The organism is Geodermatophilus sp. SYSU D00758, from assembly GCF_054049955.1.
Window position 1 is genome coordinate 1 of the sequence record NZ_JBJGYK010000014.1, and the last position, 13,699, is coordinate 13,699.

The 13,699-nt window shown below is 76.8% G+C and carries 13 protein-coding genes; 9 read left to right on the forward strand and 4 right to left on the reverse strand.

What is annotated here, in order from left to right; all coding sequences use genetic code 11:
- The first annotated feature begins 193 nt into the window (after positions 1-193).
- Positions 194-3,034: a DEAD/DEAH box helicase gene (locus tag ACI8AC_RS11945; RefSeq protein ID WP_456897985.1), complete on the forward strand. Its 2,841-nt coding sequence runs from the start codon at positions 194-196 to the stop codon at positions 3,032-3,034.
- 108 nt (positions 3,035-3,142) lie between these two features.
- On the forward strand, positions 3,143-3,775 hold the full coding sequence (locus tag ACI8AC_RS11950) for a DUF4333 domain-containing protein (protein ID WP_456897986.1): 633 nt from the start codon (positions 3,143-3,145) through the stop codon (positions 3,773-3,775).
- A gap of 101 nt (positions 3,776-3,876) precedes the next feature.
- Here the strand turns inward: ACI8AC_RS11950 and ACI8AC_RS11955 are convergent, their stop codons facing one another.
- Positions 3,877-4,794, reverse strand: a complete 918-nt coding sequence (locus ACI8AC_RS11955) for a 5'-3' exonuclease (RefSeq protein ID WP_456898131.1) — start codon at positions 4,792-4,794, stop codon at positions 3,877-3,879.
- Positions 4,795-4,890: 96 nt separating this feature from the next.
- Here ACI8AC_RS11955 and ACI8AC_RS11960 point away from each other — a divergent pair, with 96 nt between their 5' ends.
- From ACI8AC_RS11960 to ACI8AC_RS11980, 5 genes are all read left to right on the forward strand, one after another.
- On the forward strand, positions 4,891-6,006 hold the full coding sequence (locus ACI8AC_RS11960) for a M24 family metallopeptidase (protein WP_456897987.1): 1,116 nt from the start codon (positions 4,891-4,893) through the stop codon (positions 6,004-6,006).
- On the forward strand, positions 5,981-6,469 hold the full coding sequence (locus ACI8AC_RS11965) for an Lrp/AsnC family transcriptional regulator (protein WP_456897988.1): 489 nt from the start codon (positions 5,981-5,983) through the stop codon (positions 6,467-6,469). Before ACI8AC_RS11960 ends, ACI8AC_RS11965 begins: the two co-directional genes overlap by 26 nt.
- Before the next feature lie 9 nt (positions 6,470-6,478).
- Positions 6,479-6,937: a nitroreductase/quinone reductase family protein gene (locus tag ACI8AC_RS11970; protein WP_456897989.1), complete on the forward strand. Its 459-nt coding sequence runs from the start codon at positions 6,479-6,481 to the stop codon at positions 6,935-6,937.
- A 114-nt stretch (positions 6,938-7,051) separates the two neighbouring features.
- Positions 7,052-8,128 carry an Rv2578c family radical SAM protein gene (locus tag ACI8AC_RS11975; RefSeq protein WP_456897990.1) on the forward strand — a complete coding sequence of 359 codons (1,077 nt, stop codon included), beginning with the start codon at positions 7,052-7,054 and terminating at the stop codon, positions 8,126-8,128.
- A 45-nt stretch (positions 8,129-8,173) separates the two neighbouring features.
- Positions 8,174-8,506, forward strand: a complete 333-nt coding sequence (locus tag ACI8AC_RS11980; RefSeq protein WP_456897991.1) for a YnfA family protein — start codon at positions 8,174-8,176, stop codon at positions 8,504-8,506.
- Between the two features lie 6 nt (positions 8,507-8,512).
- On the opposite strand, the gene ACI8AC_RS11985 is transcribed toward ACI8AC_RS11980, so the two are convergent.
- Positions 8,513-9,385 (reverse strand): hypothetical protein, encoded by an 873-nt coding sequence (locus ACI8AC_RS11985; RefSeq protein WP_456897992.1) that lies wholly within the window; start codon positions 9,383-9,385, stop codon positions 8,513-8,515.
- A 155-nt stretch (positions 9,386-9,540) separates the two neighbouring features.
- Here ACI8AC_RS11985 and ACI8AC_RS11990 point away from each other — a divergent pair, with 155 nt between their 5' ends.
- A complete protein-coding gene (locus tag ACI8AC_RS11990) occupies positions 9,541-10,686 on the forward strand; it encodes a glutamate--cysteine ligase (protein ID WP_456897993.1) in 1,146 nt (381 codons plus the stop codon).
- A 35-nt stretch (positions 10,687-10,721) separates the two neighbouring features.
- Positions 10,722-11,591, forward strand: a complete 870-nt coding sequence (locus ACI8AC_RS11995; RefSeq protein WP_456897994.1) for a lysophospholipid acyltransferase family protein — start codon at positions 10,722-10,724, stop codon at positions 11,589-11,591.
- Positions 11,592-11,625: 34 nt separating this feature from the next.
- On the opposite strand, the gene ACI8AC_RS12000 is transcribed toward ACI8AC_RS11995, so the two are convergent.
- Together ACI8AC_RS12000 and ACI8AC_RS12005 are read right to left on the reverse strand one after the other, a co-directional pair.
- On the reverse strand, positions 11,626-12,156 hold the full coding sequence (locus ACI8AC_RS12000) for a GNAT family N-acetyltransferase (protein ID WP_456897995.1): 531 nt from the start codon (positions 12,154-12,156) through the stop codon (positions 11,626-11,628).
- Positions 12,157-12,276: 120 nt separating this feature from the next.
- Positions 12,277-13,677: a KamA family radical SAM protein gene (locus ACI8AC_RS12005; protein WP_456897996.1), complete on the reverse strand. Its 1,401-nt coding sequence runs from the start codon at positions 13,675-13,677 to the stop codon at positions 12,277-12,279.
- Positions 13,678-13,699: the final 22 nt, after the last annotated feature.

The following is a 13,699-nucleotide window of genomic DNA, read 5'->3' on the forward strand; positions in this document are numbered from 1 at the left end:
CCCCCCCCCCCCCCCCCCCCCCCCCCCCCCCCCCCCCCCCCCCCCCCCCCCCCCGCCCCCCCCCCCCCCCCGCCAACGATCAGCCCGGCTGATCACCAGCCGCCTCGGGCGGTCGCAGATCCGTTATCCCCAACATTGTCGCCGACGGGAGTCGGCCGCGCCGGGAGCGGGGACCGCGCCTACCGTGGACACCATGTCCAGCCCCGCTGAGCGGTACGCGGCTGCCCGGCGGCGCAGCGCCCACCCCGTCCTGGCCGACTTCACGGCGGACCTGTCCTTCTCCCTGGACCCGTTCCAGGTGGAGGCGTGCGAGGCGCTGGAGCGCGGGGCCGGCGTCCTGGTGTGCGCGCCCACGGGGGCCGGCAAGACCGTGGTGGGCGAGTTCGCCGTCCACAAGGCGCTGTCCGAGGGGCGCAAGGCCTTCTACACCACGCCGATCAAGGCCCTGTCCAACCAGAAGTACAACGATCTCGTCGAGCGGTACGGCGCCGACCGGGTCGGCCTGCTCACCGGCGACAACGCCGTCAACGGGGACGCGCCCGTGGTGGTGATGACCACCGAGGTGCTGCGGAACATGCTCTACGCCGAGTCGCCGGCGATCGCCGGCCTCGGGTACGTGGTCATGGACGAGGTGCACTACCTCGCCGACCGGTTCCGCGGCGCGGTGTGGGAGGAGGTGATCATCCACCTCCCGCCGTCGGTGACGCTGGTGTCGCTGTCGGCGACGGTGAGCAACGCCGAGGAGTTCGCCGACTGGCTGGTCACGGTGCGCGGGGACACCGCGGTCGTGGTCAGCGAGGTCCGGCCGATCCCGCTCTGGCAGCACATGCTGGTGGGCAACCGGGTGTTCGACCTGTTCAGCCTGCGCCCGGCCGCCCACGCCGCCGACTCCGAGGACACCCCGCGGGGGCGCTCCGCCCGGGACCGCGGCGCCAGCGTGGTCGACCCCGAGCTGGTCCGCTACGTGCGCGAGTACGAGCGGCGCATCGAGGGCTGGGACGGCGGGCCCCGGCGCGGCTACTCGCACAAGCCGCGCTACCGCCCGCCGGCCCGCCCGGACGTGGTGGAGCGGCTCGACCGCGCCGGCCTGCTCCCGGCCATCACGTTCGTGTTCAGCCGCAACGGCTGCGACGCGGCGGTGGACCAGTGCCTGCGCGCGGGGCTGCGGCTGACCGACGAGTGGGAGCGCGCCGAGATCGCCCGGATCATCGACGAGCGCACCGGCTCGCTGCCGGAGGAGGACCTGCACGTCCTCGGCTTCTGGGAGTGGCGGGAGGGGCTGCTGGCCGGTCTGGCCGCGCACCACGCGGGCCTCGTGCCGGCGTTCAAGGAGACCGTCGAGGAGTGCTTCGTCCAGGGCCTGGTCAAGGCGGTCTTCGCCACCGAGACCCTCGCCCTGGGCATCAACATGCCGGCCCGGACGGTGGTGCTCGAGCGGCTGGTCAAGTGGAACGGCGAGGCGCACGTCGACGTCACGCCGGGGGAGTACACCCAGCTCACCGGCCGCGCCGGGCGCCGCGGCATCGACGTCGAGGGCCACGCCGTGGTCGTCTGGGCGCCGGGCATGGACCCCTCGGTGGTCGCCGGGCTGGCCAGCACCCGCACCTACCCGCTGCGCTCGTCGTTCCGGCCCAGCTACAACATGGCGGTCAACCTGGTCAGCTCCTTCGGCCGGGCCCGCGCCCGGGAGCTGCTGGCCTCCTCCTTCGCCCAGTTCCAGGCCGACCGCTCGGTGGTGGGGCTGGCCCGGGCCGCGGCCCGGCACGAGGCCGACGCCGAGCGCTGGGCGGCCGAGATGCACTCCGAGCACGGCGACGTGGCCGGGTACGCGCAGCTGCGCCGCGACATCGCCGACCGGGAGAAGGAGCTCTCCCGCGACTCGGCGGCCAAGCGCCGCATCGAGGCCGCGGACGCGCTCGCGGCGCTGCGCCCCGGCGACGTCATCCGGGTCCCCTCGGGCCGGCGGCAGGGGCTGGCCGTCGTCCTGGACCCGGGCGTGACCGACCTGGCCGAGCCGCGCCCGCTGGTGCTCACCGAGGACAAGTGGGCCGGCCGGCTGGGCGCGGTCGACTTCCCCTCGCCGGTGTCGGCGCTGGCGCGGGTCCGGGTGCCGAAGAACTTCAACCACCGCAGCCCGCACGCCCGCCGGGACCTCGCCGCGACGCTGCGCAACGCCCGCGTCGAGCACGAGCTCGGCGCCCGGCGGGTCAGGCAGCGCTCGGCCGCCGCCGACGACCCGGTCCTGCACGACCTGCGCCGGGCCCTGCGCGCCCACCCCGTGCACTCCGTGCCCGACCGGGAGGAGCGGGTGCGGGCCGCCGAGCGGTGGTGGCGGGCCACCCGGGAGGCGGAGAGCACCCACCGGCGGATGGCCGAGCGGACCGGCTCGCTGACCCGGCAGTTCGACCGCACCTGCGACGTGCTGGAGGAGCTGGGCTACCTCCTGCCCGACCCCGACGCACCGCCGCGGGACGACGGGGACGTCGTCGGGGCCGAGGTGGCCGACCGGGCGCCCCTGGTGACCGAGGACGGCCGGCGGCTGGCCCGGGTGTGGTCGGAGGCCGACCTGCTGGTCGCCGAGTGCCTGCGTGCGGGGGCGTGGCGGGGGCTGGGCGCCGCCGAGCTCGCGGCGGCGGTCTCCACGCTGGTGTTCGAGGCCCGCCGGGAGACCCCGGGCCAGCCGGCCGTCCCCTCCGGCAAGGTCGCCGCGGCGATCGGCGAGATGCGCCGGATCCGCGCGCGGCTGCAGGACGTCGAGCTCGACCACGGCGTCCCCGGCAGCCGCGACCTGGACCTGGGTTTCGCCTGGGCGGCCTACCGGTGGGCCGACGGGCAGGGCCTGGACCGGGTGCTGGCCGGCGCCGAGCAGGCCGGCACCGAGCTCTCCGGCGGGGACTTCGTGCGCTGGGCCCGCCAGCTGGTCGACCTGCTCGACCAGCTGGCGAAGGTCGCCGACGAGCCGGTGGCCGCCACCGCGCGGCGCGCGGTCGAGCGGGTCCGCCGCGGCGTCGTGGCCGTCGCCGTGGGCGGCTGACCGGACGCCGCGCCGGTTGCCCGTCGCGACGCCGCTCGTGGTGCACAATCCACCCCGCCGTCGTGACAGGCGGTCACGGGGGTCCGCCAGCCGATCGGGAGCACGACGATGACCAACCCGCCGCACGGTGGTGCGCAGCCGGGCCCGCACGGGCAGCCGGGGTACGGCCAGCAGCCGGCCTACGGCCACCCGGGGCCGTACGGGCAGCCCGGCCAGGGTCAGCAGGCTCCCGCCCACCCGCAGCAGCCCGGCCACGGCCAGCCGGGCTCGTACGGCCAGCCCGGCTACGGCCAGCCCGGCTACGGCCAGCCGGGGCCGTACGGCCAGCCCGGCTATGCCCCGCCCGGCCAGTACGGGCCGCAGCCCGCCCAGTACGGCCAGCCGTACGCCCAGCCCGGGTACGGGCCGCAGCCCGGCTACGGTCGACCGCCGGGCAGGTCGCGCACCGGGCTGGTCGTGGGCCTGGCGGTGCTCGCCCTGCTGGTCATCGCCGCGGCGATCGTCCTGCCCCTCGTGCTCGGCGACGAGGTGCTCGACCGCGGCGCGGTGGAGGAGGACGTGGCCGCGCAGTTCGAGGAGGCCAACGGCGTCGGCATCGACCTCAGCTGCGCCGACGAGATGACCGTCGAGGCCGGCGCCACCTACCGGTGCACCGGCACGACCGCGGACGGCGAGGACGTCACCATCCAGATCGCCATCACCGACCCCGGGACCGCCGCCTACACCTGGCAGGAGGTCTGACGGAGGACCCGTCCTCCCCGCCCCTCGCCCGCTCGGGGCGGTGCCCTGGACGGGGCCGCCTGCCCCCGTCACCCGCCGGCGGGGCCGGGCAGCGCCCTCGATCAGGCCACGGCGTCGGCCGGCCAGCCCAGCGCCGCACCCAGCCGGCGCACCGACGAGGCGATGCCGTGCTGCTCGGCGAGGGCGGCCAGCCGCCCGGGGTCGGCAGGACGGCGGGGGAGGGCGTCGTCGAGCGGCGGGAGGTCCACGTCGCGGGCGACGGCCACGACCACCGGTGCGGCGTCGAGGTACCCGGCGCCGGCGTGCAGCTTGCGCAGCACCGCCGCGGTCAGCGGCGCGGAGGGGATGACGGTGCGCGCCGCGGCCGCGCGGATCCCGGCCAGGTCGCCGAACTCGGTGACCAGCGCGGCCGCCGTCTTGGCACCGATGCCGGCCACGCCGGGCAGCCCGTCGCTGGGGTCCCCGCGGAGGACGGCGAAGTCGGCGTAGGCCCGCCCCGGGATGCCGTACCTGGCCGTCACCGCGGCCTCGTCGACGACCTCGATGTCGGTGATGCCGCGGGCGGTGTAGAGGACCCGGACGCCGCGGTCGTCGTCCACCAGCTGGAACAGGTCGCGGTCGCCGGTCACCACGTCCACCGGGCCCGCGGCGCGGGTGGCGAGCGTGCCGATGACGTCGTCGGCCTCGTAGCCGGGCGCGCCGACGCGGGCCACCCCCGCGGCGGCGAGCACCTCGACGAGCACGGGCACCTGCGGGCCGAGCTCGTGGGGCGTCTCCTCCCCGCCGTCGGGGGCCAGCCGGTGCGCCTTGTAGGACGGCAGCGCCGCGACCCGGAAGGCCGGGCGCCAGTCGTCGTCCCAGCAGGCCACCAGCCGGTCGGGGCCGTGCGCGGTGACCAGCCGGGCGGTCATGTCCAGGAAACCGCGGACGGCGTTGACCGGCCGGCCGTCGGGTGAGGTGACGCTGGTGGGCACGCCGTAGAAGGCCCGGAAGTAGAGGCTGGCCGCGTCCAGCAGCATGGTGGTCACGTCCCGGGACGGTAACGGCCGGGGTCGTCGCGCAGGGGGCGTGGATAGTCTCCGGTCGTGCCTTCCCCCACCCCCGCCGGAGCGCTGGTGACCGGAGACCGACTGCGCCGCGCCCGCGAGGCCGCCGCCGGCAGCGGCCTCGACGTCCTGGTGCTCACCCCCGGGTCGGACCTGCGGTACCTGTGCGGCTACCACGCCCACGCGATGGAACGGCTCACCGCGCTCGTCGTCCCCCGGTCCGGGGAGCCCTTCCTCGTCGTCCCGCGGCTCGAGGCGCCGATGGTCGACGCGAGCCCGGCCGGCGGCCTGGGCCTGGAGGTGCTCGCCTGGGACGAGACCGACGACCCGTTCGCCCTGCTCGCCGGGGCGGTGCGCGCCCGCCTCGGCGGCGAGCCGGGCCGGGTCGCCGTGGGGTCGCGCACCTGGGCCGAGCACGCGCTGGGGGTCCAGCGGGCCCTGGGCGGGGCGGCGCTGGAGCTGGCCGCCCCGGCCGTGGACCGGCTGCGCATGGTGAAGACGCCGGCCGAGGTGGCCGAGCTCGCGGCCGCGGGGGCGGCCATCGACCGGGTGCACGCGCGGATGGGGGAGTGGCTGCGGGTCGGCCGCACGGAGGCCCAGGTCGGCGCGGACATCGCCGCCGCGATCCTCGAGGAGGGCCACGTGGCGGTCGACTTCACCATCGTCGGGTCCGGCCCGAACGGGGCCAGCCCGCACCACGAGCTCTCCGACCGGGTGGTGGCCGAGGGCGACCTGGTGGTGGTCGACATCGGCGGGGAGACCGCCACCGGCTACCGCTCGGACTGCACCCGCACCTACGCCGTCGGCCGGGCCCCCGACGCGGGGACCGCCGAGTGGTACGCGGTGCTGCAGGAGGCGCAGGCCGCCGCGACCGCCGCCGTCCGGCCGGGGGTCACCGCGGAGGCGGTGGACGCCGCCGCCCGCGACGTGATCACCGCGGCGGGGTGGGGGGAGCACTTCATCCACCGGACCGGGCACGGGATCGGCCTGGACACCCACGAGGCGCCCTACATCGTCGCCGGCAACGGCCTGCCGCTGGAGCCGGGCATGGCCTTCTCCGTCGAGCCGGGGATCTACCTGGCCGGCCGGTGCGGGGCTCGCATCGAGGACATCGTCGTCTGCACCGAGGACGGCGTGCGGAGCGTCAACGGGGGTCCGCGTGACCTCGTCGTCCTCCCCGGGTGAGCCGGCGGGCGGCGTCCCGGCCACCTCCGGCGACGTCGACCGCGCGCTGCTCGCCGCCCTGGCCCGCGACGGGCGGGCCAGCTACACCGACCTCGCCGAGCGGGTCGGGCTGTCGGTGTCGGCGGTGCACCAGCGGGTGCGCCGCCTCGAGCAGCGCGGCCTGATCACCGGTTACCACGCCAAGATCGACGCGCGGTCGCTGGGACTGGGCCTGACCGCGTTCGTGTCCATCACCCCGATCGACGTGGCCCAGCCCGACGACGCGCCCGCCCGGCTGGCGCACCTGCCCGAGATCGAGGCCTGCCACTCGGTCGCCGGCATGGAGAGCTACATCCTCAAGGTGCGGGTGTCCTCGCCGGACGCGCTGGAGGCGCTGCTGCAGAAGATCCGGGCGGCGGCCAACGTGACCACCCGCACCACCGTGGTGCTCTCCACCTTCTACGAGGACCGCCCGCCGCTCTAGCCTGCACCGGTGACCGGTGGCCACGTCCTGACCAACCGGGTGGCCAACCCGGTGCTGCGCCGGGTGCTGCGCTCCCGCCTCGGCCCCCGCCCGGGCCGGCGGCTGGCGGTGGTCCGGTACACCGGCCGGCGCACGGGCACCGCCCACGAGCTGGTCGCCCGGTACGTGCGCGACGGCGGCTCGGTGTGGATCCTGGTCGGGGCGCCGGGCGCCAAGACCTGGTGGCGCAACCTGCGCGAGCCCGCCGACGTCGAGCTGCGGCTGGCCGGGCGGTCGTACCGGGCCCGGGCGGAGGCCGTCGTGGGCGCCCAGCGGCCGCAGGAGTGCGCCGCCGGGCTGGCGACCTACCTGACCGCCGTGCCGGCCGCCGGGCGTGCCGTGGGGCTGCCGGGCCGGACCGGCTCCCGGCGGGACGCCCCACGGGACGTCGTGCGGGAGGTCGTCATGGTCCGCGCCGACCTCACCTGAGCCGAGCCCGGTCACCGTCAGCCTCGAGCCGGCCTCCTCGTGCCGCGCCGCCCGGTGCGCACAGCACGGGGACGCCGGCTCGACACCGCGTCGAACGTGTGTTCGGATGGGCGGGTGCGGTGGGATGCCCAGCGGCTGGACGCCGAGGACGCCGGCGCGTTGCCCGGGATGCCGACCCGGCGCGGGCTGCTGCGCAGCGTGGAGGTGCCCGAGTTCCCGGGGGTGACGTTCCACGAGGTCGCCGGCCGCAGCGCGCTCAACCCCGTGCCGGCCGCCTCGCCGCTGCCGTTCCGCTGGACGATCAACCCCTACCGGGGCTGCACCCATGCCTGTCTCTACTGCTACGCACGCGGCACCCACGAGTGGCTGGAGCTGGACGCCGGCCGGGACTTCGACACCCAGGTCGTGGTGAAGACCAACCTCGTGGAGGTGCTGCGCCGGGAGCTGGCCCGCCCGTCCTGGTCCCGCGAGCACGTGGCGCTGGGTACCAACACCGACCCGTACCAGCGGGCCGAGGGGCGCTACCGGTTGATGCCCGGGGTGATCCGGGCGCTGGCCGGGTCCGGCACGCCGTTCTCGGTGCTCACGAAGGGCACGCTGCTGCGCCGCGACCTGCCGCTGCTGGCCTCGGCCGCCGGGGAGGTGCCCGTGGGCCTGGGCGTGTCCATCGCGATCCTGGACCACGACCTGCACGCGGCCCTGGAGCCGGGCGTGCCCAGCCCCCGGGCGCGGCTGGACCTCGTCCGCGCCGTCACCGACGCCGGCCTGCCCTGCGGGGTCTTCCTCGCCCCGGTGCTGCCCGGGCTCACCGACCGCCTGGCCGACCTCGAGGCGACGCTGGCGGCCCTCGCCGACGCCGGGGCCACGGGGGTCACCGTCGTCCCCCTGCACCTGCGGCCGGGGGCGCGGGAGTGGTTCTCCGCCTGGCTCGCGCGGGAGCAACCGCGGCTGGTCCCGCGCTACCGGCAGCTGTACCGCGGGTCCTCCGTGGCGCCGGAGTACCGCCGCTGGCTGGGTGAGCGGGTCGCGCCGCTGCTCGCCCGGTACGGCCTGGACCGGCAGGCGGGGGGAGCGGCCCGCGGGGTGCCCGGTGACGCGGAGGCGGGCTTCCCGGCCGGCAGCCTCCCCGGCGCCGCCCCCGCGGGGGCCCCGGACGCCGCCCCCGGGGCCGAGCAGCTCACCCTGCTGTGAGGGTCCGGCCGGGCGGTGCGGGGCCCGGCTGACAGCATCGCGGGCATGACGGTCGTGCGCTCGCTGCTGCTGTTCGGCCTGGCCGCGCTGGCCGAGATCGGCGGGGCGTGGCTGGTGTGGCAGGGGGTCCGCGAGCACCGCGGCTGGCTCTGGGCCGGGGTGGGTGTGCTGGCGCTGGGGGCGTACGGGTTCGTCGCGACGCTGCAGCCCGAGGCCCACTTCGGCCGGGTCCTGGCCGCCTACGGCGGCGTGTTCGTCGCCGGGTCCCTGGCCTGGGGCGTGCTGGTGGACGGCTTCCGGCCCGACCGCTTCGACGTCCTCGGCGCGCTGGTGTGCCTGCTCGGCGTGACCGTCATCATGTACGCGCCGCGGGCCTAGCCGTACCTAGCCGGCGGGGCCGGCCAGCCGCTCGGCCCGCGCGGCCCGGGCCTTGCGCGCCACCACCCGCTCGGCCCGCACCGCGCCGCGGGCGGCGACCGGTGCCGCCCCGGCGGCCAGGGCCAGCCGGCGGAAGGAGTCGTAGGACAGCTCCCCGTAGCGCGCCGCCAGGGCCTCCACCTCCTCGCGCCGGGACGGGGGAGCGGTCTCCCGCAGGTACCCGGCCGTGCGGGCGGCGTGCTTGGCGAAGGTGACCTGCAGCGCCTGGGTCGAGAGCCGGCCGCCGACCGCCGAGCCGAAGCCGGGACCCTTGCGGAGCGCGGGCAGCACCCACGGGCTGGCGGCGAGGGCCGGGTACCGGTTGCGGGCCGCCTCCCAGGCGTGCCAGGCGGTGAGCGCGCCGGGCACCGACCAGCGGCCGTCGTCGGTGTGCACGAGCAGTCGGCGCGTCGAGGGGTGCACCTGCTCCCGGCGCAGCGAGCGGAACTGGCCCACCGTCCCCGGCCAGCCCAGCGCCAGTGCGCACCAGGCGACGGCGCGCAGGTGCTCGGGGTCGCTACCGCGCACCTCGGTGAGCGGCCGGAGCTCGAGGGTCACCGGGTCCGGTTCCGGGGTGGGGACGCCGGGCAGCGCCAGCCCGCCGTAGCGGGCGACCTTGCTGTACAGGGCGATCGTGGCCGGCTTCCACTCGCGGGCGGCGGCGACGGGGGAGAGGCCCTCCTCGCTGAGCTGGTCGGGGCCCATGCCCAGCTCCAGCGCGGCGTCCACGAGCCGCCGCCACTGGGCCTCGTAGCCCTCCGGAGCGGCCAGCCGCGCCCAGGCGCGCGCCGCCGGGGGGCTCGGCATCTCCGGCAACGGGGTCTGCCACGGTCCGCTCATCCTCCCACCATACCCGTTATCCCCAACCTCCGACCCAAGAACGATGTGGTTCGCCCGCAGGTACCAGCCGCGCCTCCGGCGCAGGAGCGCCAACCGCAACCGCCGTTCCCGGACGCCGGCGCGCGCGATCGGGCAGGGCCCCGGAGGATCACCCGGTGCGCACGGTCGGGGTCGAGGAAGAGCTGCTGGTGGTCGACGCCGAGGGGCGGCCGACCCCGCGGGGGCCGGCCGCGCTGCGGGTCGCCGCCTCCCGGGGGGAGGGGGAGACGGTGAGCGAGCACGACCACCGGGGCGCGGAGGACGGCGGTGCGGACGACGCCGCCGGGGCGCGGCTGGTCCCGGAGCTCAAGGCCCAGCAGGTGGAGTTCGGCACCCGGGTGTGCGAGCAGCTCGACGAGGTGGCCGCCGAGGTGCGGCACTGGCGCGAACGGGCCGACGCGGCGGCGCGAGCGGTCGGTGCCCGGGTGGCGGCCCTGGCCAGCTCCCCGGTGGCGGTGGACCCGGTGACCACGCCGGGGGAGCGCTACGCGCTCATGACCGAGACGTTCGGCCTCACGGCCCTCGAGCAGCTCACCTGCGGGTGCCACGTGCACGTGTCGGTGGACGACGACGAGGAGGGGGTCGCCGTCCTCGACCGGATCCGGGTGTGGTTGCCGGTGCTCACCGCGCTGTCGGTGAACTCGCCCTTCTGGCTGGGCCGCGACAGCGGGCACGCCAGCTACCGCGCGCAGGCGTGGGGGCGCTGGCCCTCGGCCGGTCCCACCGAGCCGTTCGGGTCCGCCGCCGGCTACCACCGGGTGGTCGAGCAGCTCCTGGCGTCCGGGACGATCGTCGACCCGGGGATGGTCTACTTCGACGCCCGGCTCTCCGAGCGGTGGCCGACCGTCGAGGTGCGCACCGCCGACGTGCTGCTGCACGTCGAGCACGCCGTCGTCCTCGCCGGCCTGGTGCGCGGCCTGGTCGAGACCGCGGCCCGGGAGTGGCGGGCCGGTCACCCGGCGCCGCAGGTGCGCAGCGAGCTGCTGCGGGTGGCCGGCTGGCGGGCCAGCCGCTCGGGTCTGGACGGCGACCTGGTCCACCCGGTCTCCGGCCGGCCGACCCCCGCCGCCACGGTCGTGGCGGCGCTGCTCGACCACGTGGGGGAGGTGCTCGTCGAGTGCGGCGACGAGGCCCGGGTGCGCGCCGGTGTGGCCGAGCTGGTGGGCGGCGGCACCGGTGCGGCCCTCCAGCGGCGGGTGCACCGGGAGACCGGTGAGCTCACCGCTGTGGTGCGGGCGGCGGTGACGGCCACACGGGCCTGACGCGGCCGCCGAGGAGCGCCGGTTATCGTCCCGCCATGGAGACCGCTCGCTGGCGCGACGTCGTCCGCCGGGACCTCTTCGGGCCCCGGCCCGACCCCCGCGACCGGCCCTACCGGCTGGTGATCCGACTCGTGCTGGTGGTCTTCCGGCTGCTGGGGCTGCGCTTCGACGTGCGCGGCGCCGAGCACGTCCCGGCGTCCGGGCCGGCGGTGGTGTGCAGCAACCACGTCAGCTACCTGGACTTCACCTTCCTCGGCCTGGCGGCGCTGCCCCGGCGCCGGCTGGTGCGGTTCATGGCCAAGGAGTCGGTCTTCCGCCACCGCGTCTCGGGGCCGCTGATGCGCGCGATGCGGCACATCCCGGTGGACCGCCGGGCCGGCGCCGCCGCCTTCGACGCCGCGGTGCGGGCGCTCGAGGACGGGCACGTCGTCGGGGTGTTCCCCGAGGCGACGATCAGCAGCAGCTTCGTGCTCAAGGACCTCAAGGCCGGCGCCGCCCGCATGGCCATCGACTCCGGCGCCCCGGTGCTGCCCGCGGCGGTGTGGGGCGGGCAGCGCATCACCACCAAGCACCACCCGGTGGACCTGCGGCGCGGCGTGGCCGTGACCGTCGTGCTGGGGGAGCCGATCGTGCCGGAGCCGGGGGAGACCGCCCCGGTCCTGCTGGGGCGCATCCGCACGGCGATGGAGGCGCTGGTCGACGAGGCCCAGCGCAGCTACCCCCAGCCGCCCTCCGGCCCGGAGGAGCTGTGGTGGCAGCCGGCGCACCTGGGCGGGACGGCGCCGACCCTGCAGCAGGCCGAGGCCCGCGACCACCCGGACGCCCGGGGGACGCGGCGGCGCCTGCCGCGCCCGCACCCGGTGGCGCGGCTGCGCCGCCTGGCCGGCCGGCGCGGGCGGCGCTGAGGAGGGAGCCGGCACCGGGCGACCGGGCCCGGCGCTAGTCCACCACCGGGGGCGCCACCAGGCGGAACACCTCGAGCTCGGCGTCGTACCAGCGGCGCATCCGGCCCAGGTGGGCCATCCCGAGCCGCCGGCAGACCGCCATCGACGCCTCGTTGCCGGGACGCACGACGGCGTAGACCTCGGGCAGACCGCCGTCGAAGGCCTTCCGCACCACCGCCCGGGCGGCCTCGGTGGCGTACCCCCGCCCCCAGGCGTCCGGGTGCAGGTGCCAGCCGACCTCGACCTCGCCGACACCGTCCGGCAGGGGCTTGAGCAGCACGGTGCCCACCACGGTGCCGGTGGCGGCCTCCTCCACCGCCCACACGCCGTAGCGGTCGGAGCCGGCGCGGACCTCGCTCCAGCGGCCGACGAGCTCCACCGGGGTCAGCGCCGGGGGTCCGCCCAGCCAGCGGGTGACCGCGGGACGGCCGTAGATGTCGGCCAGTCGGGCGAGGTCGTCGCGCCCCGTGGTCCACGGGCGCAGGCGCAACCGTCCGGTGTGCAGCACCCCGGCCCCGGCCGCCATGGGGCGCCCCTACCCGCCCGGCGGGCTCCGGGACACGCGGCCCGGCGGCCCCGTCCCGAGGCTCGCCGCGAGCCTGCGAGCGGTGAGGAGCACGGGGTCCTTCCGGGGGTCCTTCTTGGGTCAGTCGACCAGGGAGGCCTGCCGGGAGGCGGCCGCGGCCAGGTCGGCGGAGACCGGATCGGCGCCGCGGGCCCGCCACCACGCCTGCCCGGCCTCGGGCAGGGTGTGCACCGGGTCGTAGTAGGTGTAGCGGCGGTCGAGGGCGCCGTCGTCGTCCCGCTCGATGCCGGTGCGGTAGTTCTTGGTCCAGTAGCTGATGCCGCGCTCGCGGTCGTACTCGGCGACCTGGTGCACCCAGCGCTTGCCGACGTAGGGGACGTCGCAGACGATCCGCGGGGTGGCGAAGCCGGGCAGGTACCCCATGAGGTCGTGCTGCAGGGTCTGGGCCTCGGCCAGCGACACCCGCCAGTGCTCGGCGCTGGGGATCATGTCGCACATGTAGAAGTAGTAGGGCGTGATCCCGGCGCCGTCGAGCAGCGCGAAGCACAGGTCGAGCAGGGCGGGGGCGGTCGCGTTCACCCCGCGCAGCAGCACGCCCTGGTTGCGCACGTCGCGCACCCCGGCGGCCAGCAGCGCCCCGGCCGCCTCGGCCACCAGCGGGGTGACCTGGGCGGCGGTGTTGACGTGGGTGTGCACGGCCAGGGACACCCCGCGCTCCCGGGCCGTCGTCGCCAGCCGGGACATGCCCGCGACGACGTCGTCCTGCAGCCAGTGCTGCGGCAGGCCCATGAGCGCCTTGGAGGCCAGCCGGATGTCGCGCACCGACTCGATCTCCAGCAGCCCGGCGACGAACGCCTCGAGGTTCCTGAACGGCAGGTTGGCGACGTCCCCGCCGGAGACCACGACGTCCCGGACGCCGGGGGTGGCCCGCAGGTACTCGAGCATCGCGGCCTGCCGGTCGACCGGCTTGAGCGCGAAGCGCAGCTTGTCCACCGCGGGGGTCGAGTTCCCGACGAGGTCCATCCGGGTGCAGTGCCCGCAGTACTGCGGGCAGGTGGACAGCAGCTCGGCGAGCACCTTGGTGGGGTAGCGGTGGGTGAGCCCCTCGACGGCCCACATCTCGTGCTCGTGCAGCGAGTCCCGCGCCGCGTAGGGGTGGCTGGCCAGCGCGCCCGGCAGCCGGTCGGAGGCCAGCGGGAGCATGTAGCGGCGTACCGGGTCGGCGCGCATCGCGGCGGGGTCGGGCACGCGGTCGGGGACCATCGTGCTGAGCATCTGCGGGGGCAGCAGCAGCGACATCGTCGCCCGGCCGGCCTGGTCGGCGGCGACGTCCTCGTAGAAGGCCTCGTCGAGCAGGTCGCCGTAGACCCCGCGCAGCTGGCGCAGGTTCTTGACGCAGTGGGCGCGCTGCCACTGGGCGCTGCGCCACTCCTGCTCGGTCACGTCGGCGAACCCGGGCAGCCGCCGCCAGTCGGGCTCGACCAGCGGCCGGGCGACGTACTCGTAGGGCTGTTCCAGCACGGCGGGCACCTCTTCCGGGGGG